Origin of the sequence: Steroidobacter sp. (genome assembly GCF_016790065.1) — a bacterium.
GTDB lineage: Bacteria > Pseudomonadota > Gammaproteobacteria > Steroidobacterales > Steroidobacteraceae > Steroidobacter.
Window position 1 is genome coordinate 1 of sequence record NZ_JAEUPY010000478.1, and the last position, 3,879, is coordinate 3,879.

The following is a 3,879-nucleotide window of genomic DNA, read 5'->3' on the forward strand; positions in this document are numbered from 1 at the left end:
TGGCGAATGTCGGTAAACCGCGAGAGAGCGTGGTATCTACGTTTTGCCAGGTGACACCCAAGGAAATCGTCGAGCGATCGCTGATGTCTGTTTCCAGCGTGCCGTAGAGCAGGCGTTTCTTGTTAGCGTCGATGCCGTCCATGAATGTATCGAAGTTCTGCGCGACACCGACGACCCGTGCGCGCACTGTTCCGTCGCTGTTGAGTGGCGAGTTGAAATCCAAATCTAGGCGACGATCGTTCCAGGAGCCCACCGTCAGCCCGCCGTCGAGCTTCCGCGTCGACCAGGCACGTTTACGGGCCATGTTCACAGTCACCCCCGGTTCGCCCGCACCGCTGAATAGACCCGTGGCACCACGCTGCACTTCAACGCGGTCGTAGGCGGCCAAGTCGAAATAGATGCCGTTGGTATCGGTTTGCAGCGTCAAGCCGTCGAGTTGATAGGTGTCAGCGGCATAGCCTCGAGCCATGAACTGAGTGTAGGTGCCGGTGGCGTCGTAGCGTTGAATGGTGACGCCAGTGACGTTCTTCAGCGCCGCCTCGATGGTGGTGATGTTTTGATCGGTAAGTTGCTCGCGCGTCAGAATCGTGACCGAGTGCGGTAGCTCGCGTAGCGAACGTGCATCCTTACCGAGCGTAGTCGCTCGTGCCGCATAACCTGTACCCTCGGTGGAGGGATCTTTAGACTCGTCTGCTTCCACCTTGATCTTGGAAAGCTGCTTCGGCGGTGATGTTTCTTCCGCCGAGGCCAGTAGCGGTAGCGTCGTGCTCGCCACGATGAGTACGCTTTTCACGGCCGATGCCAGCAAGTCATTTTTGTTCATATCGCCACCCTGAGGTTGTTATCAGGCTGGCAAGTTGCAACCCGGAATGGGTGGCTGGGGCTGGCGGCTGCCGATGGGCAGCGACGCAATAATAACGATTCTCGACTAACAAGCAATGCTGGTTGTCTTGGCTGCTGGCCAAGGCAGGCTCAGTCATATATATCCAACTGAGTTTGCCAATGGAGCGTCATATGGCCAAGGTTCGCGTGAATGCGTTTTCGGTGTCCCTGGATGGTTACGGCGCGGGGCCGGAGCAGTCGCTGGAACAACCGCTCGGTGTCGGTGGCATGTCATTGCATGACTGGGTGCGCGGCACGCAGAGCTTTCACCAGATGGTGGGGCAGGAGGGCGGCAGCACCGGCCTCGACAATGAGTTCGCTACGCGTGCCATGGATAACCTCGGTGCGTGGATTCTGGGTCGTAACATGTTCGGCCCGATTCGTGGCGAGTGGCCGGATGAGGAGTGGAAAGGGTGGTGGGGCCCGAGTCCGCCATATCACACACCAGTGTTTGTATTGACTCATCATCCGCGCGCATCGATCGAGATGGCCGGCGGGACGACGTTTCATTTCGTCACCGAAGGCATTCAAGTCGCGCTCGATCGAGCTCGTGCCGCGGCGGGCAGCAAAGACATTCGCATCGGCGGCGGTGCCAGCACCATTCGTCAGTATCTACAGGCGCGAGTCATCGATGAGATGCACCTGGCGCTCGTACCCAAAGTGCTGGGACGTGGTGAACCGTTGCTCACCGGGCTGGATTTGCCAGCGTTAGGCTACAGCGTAGCAGAGCACCGTACGACGGACGATGCCTTGCATGTGAACATTCGCAAGACTCCATCTAATTGATCGACGCGGTCCTCGGCGGCTGCGAGATGCCAGTCAGAAACTCCGCGTCTTGGAGAAGAACGCTCGAGGGAAAGTCAGTTTGAAAGCTGCCGCTCCAGCGAGATTCACGTCGCTACGACGATAAATTGATTAGAATCTAGTCTGCTGGTTGCAGACCTCTCGCCCCACAACAGATCGAATAAAAGAATGACTTGGCGCAAACTCGCAAGATATGCCCCCTCGGGCTCGCACATTTACCACTACACCGATGCTGCCGCGCTGATTTCCATCCTCGAGAAGGGCGAGCTGCGGTTCACCGATATCGAATGCTTGAACGATGAGCTGGATAGCACTTATTTAGGTGAGCTGTACAAGAAGGCCGCCCGCGATCTCAAGGCTGGCTTGCGCGAGGATCCTGATGGTCGCGCGGCCAAGTTCCTGGATTTAGTCGAAGGGAAAGCAAGATATCTGCCAGTTAGGCCGTTTGTTTGTTGTTTCAGCAGGCAGTACGACGCGTTGAATCAATGGCGTAATTACACTGGTGCGGGATCCTACTGTATCGCATTCGACCGCGATCAGCTTGTATCAACGGTAGAAGAACTGTGTGGTAAGCGTTCGGGTTACGCATTCTGGGCCGGAGATGTGGACTACGGTGGTGCTGAGTCGGTTCCCGTGCAGCTTGCAAGTTCGCTCCGATCGTTTCTCGAGGCGACCAAACCGCCAATGCCTCTGCAACACACGATAAGTTATGAGGCTGAGCATAGATCCGATCGAGTGCAAGAATCATTGCAAGAAGCCGATGCGATTCGTTTCAAGCACATTAGCTTCAAGCATGAAGCTGAGTACCGGATAGCAATGTTGTCGCCGCCCGGGGCGGTAGCGAAAGACAAAGTGGGGGAGGCGGGGGTGTATCTGGATTACTTTGCTCACCGCTCCTTCATTCGCCCGTCGGTGGTGGTCCGATTCGGGGCGCGCTTCAAAAGCATGATCAAGGCCGTTTGTGTCGGGCCGGGTACGTACAAAACAGTGGCTCGCGAGAAAGTAACGATGATGCTGCGCCACTTCGATTACAGGATCGATGACGAACACGTCGTGCCAGTCGAAGAGTCGGAGAGCACCTTCCGTCACATCTGAGGTCGTTATGCGAGGCCCGGGGGCGGGGCTTACGCCGACGCCGGCCGCACCGGATTCATCGCCGTTTCGCCGACCACGGTGTTCCACTCGCGGATGTACCAATGAGTGACCAAGCCGTTCTGGACGTAGGGATCGGACTTGGCGAAGTTCTCCACGACTTCACGTGACTCGGCGCGAAACAGGATGACGGCGCCGTCGGTAGGATCGGCGAGGGCGCCGCCGAGGATCATCTCGTTGCGGGCGACGGATGCCCAAGCCTTCTGTAGATGCGCATCCCGAAACTGCACGCGCTTTTCTACATAGTCAGCACTGGTTTCATAGAACATCAGAAAGTGCTTCATCGCTGCGCTCCCGTGCCAAGGCTGAGGAGGGTTCGGCCGTGGCCATCATAGCGAATGAGCGTGTGCCGGCCTAGAATGCCGGCGCGGCGTTGGCCGTGGCACACAGGAACGATCGCGAATGAAGTTCGAGCCAAATATGGTCAAGCCCAGGTCGTTCAAGGCAGGTACGTGCAAGCCAGGCTGGCTTGTCGCTATTGCCTTTGTAGCTGCCTCAGCATTCGCGCAAACACCGTCGCCGGCACCGGCGTCGGGCGGTGGCGATATCCCGGCAGATTTCAAGCCGCCCATCGACGCGCGTAACTATGTGAAGCGCGAAGCGATGATCCCGATGCGCGATGGGGTCAAGCTGTTCACGGTCATCGTGGCGCCGAAGGGCGTCACCAACGCACCGATCATTCTTACTCGCACGCCGTACAACGCGGCTGCGCGCGCAGCTCGCATGGAAAGCCCGAACGTGTTGTCGGTGCTGCCACTCGCCGATGAGCCATTCGTCGGCGCCGGCTACATCCGCGTCTATCAAGACGTGCGAGGCAAGTACGGCTCCGAGGGCGACTACATGTTGACGCGCCCACCCATCGGCCCGCTCAACCCCACCAAGACCGATCACATCACCGACGCCTACGACACCATCGATTGGTTGGTGAAGAAAGAGAACGTGCCCGAGTCCAACGGCCGCGTCGGCATGATCGGCTCTTCCTACGAAGGCTTCACCGTGGTGATGGCGTTGCTCAATCCGCATCCGGCGCTCAAGGTCGCC

5 protein-coding genes are annotated in these 3,879 nt (G+C 58.2%); 3 read left to right on the top strand and 2 right to left on the bottom strand.

Annotated elements, in window-relative coordinates; all coding sequences use genetic code 11:
- Positions 1-823, bottom strand: an 823-nt coding sequence (locus JNL55_RS19680; RefSeq protein WP_293857598.1) for a TonB-dependent siderophore receptor, incomplete at its 3' end; no start/stop codon positions are given.
- 191 nt (positions 824-1,014) lie between these two features.
- On the opposite strand from JNL55_RS19680, the gene JNL55_RS19685 reads away from it, so the two are divergent.
- Both JNL55_RS19685 and JNL55_RS19690 read left to right on the top strand, forming a co-directional pair.
- Positions 1,015-1,668 (top strand): dihydrofolate reductase family protein, encoded by a 654-nt coding sequence (locus JNL55_RS19685; RefSeq protein WP_293857601.1) that lies wholly within the window; start codon positions 1,015-1,017, stop codon positions 1,666-1,668.
- 186 nt (positions 1,669-1,854) lie between these two features.
- A complete protein-coding gene (locus JNL55_RS19690) occupies positions 1,855-2,781 on the top strand; it encodes a DUF2971 domain-containing protein (protein WP_293857604.1) in 927 nt (308 codons plus the stop codon).
- 29 nt (positions 2,782-2,810) lie between these two features.
- Here the strand turns inward: JNL55_RS19690 and JNL55_RS19695 are convergent, their stop codons facing one another.
- Entirely contained in the window at positions 2,811-3,122 is a 312-nt protein-coding gene (locus JNL55_RS19695) for a YciI-like protein (protein ID WP_293857607.1), read from the bottom strand.
- A gap of 118 nt (positions 3,123-3,240) precedes the next feature.
- On the opposite strand from JNL55_RS19695, the gene JNL55_RS19700 reads away from it, so the two are divergent.
- A partial coding sequence (locus JNL55_RS19700) for a CocE/NonD family hydrolase (protein ID WP_293857610.1) occupies positions 3,241-3,879 on the top strand: 639 nt, incomplete at its 3' end.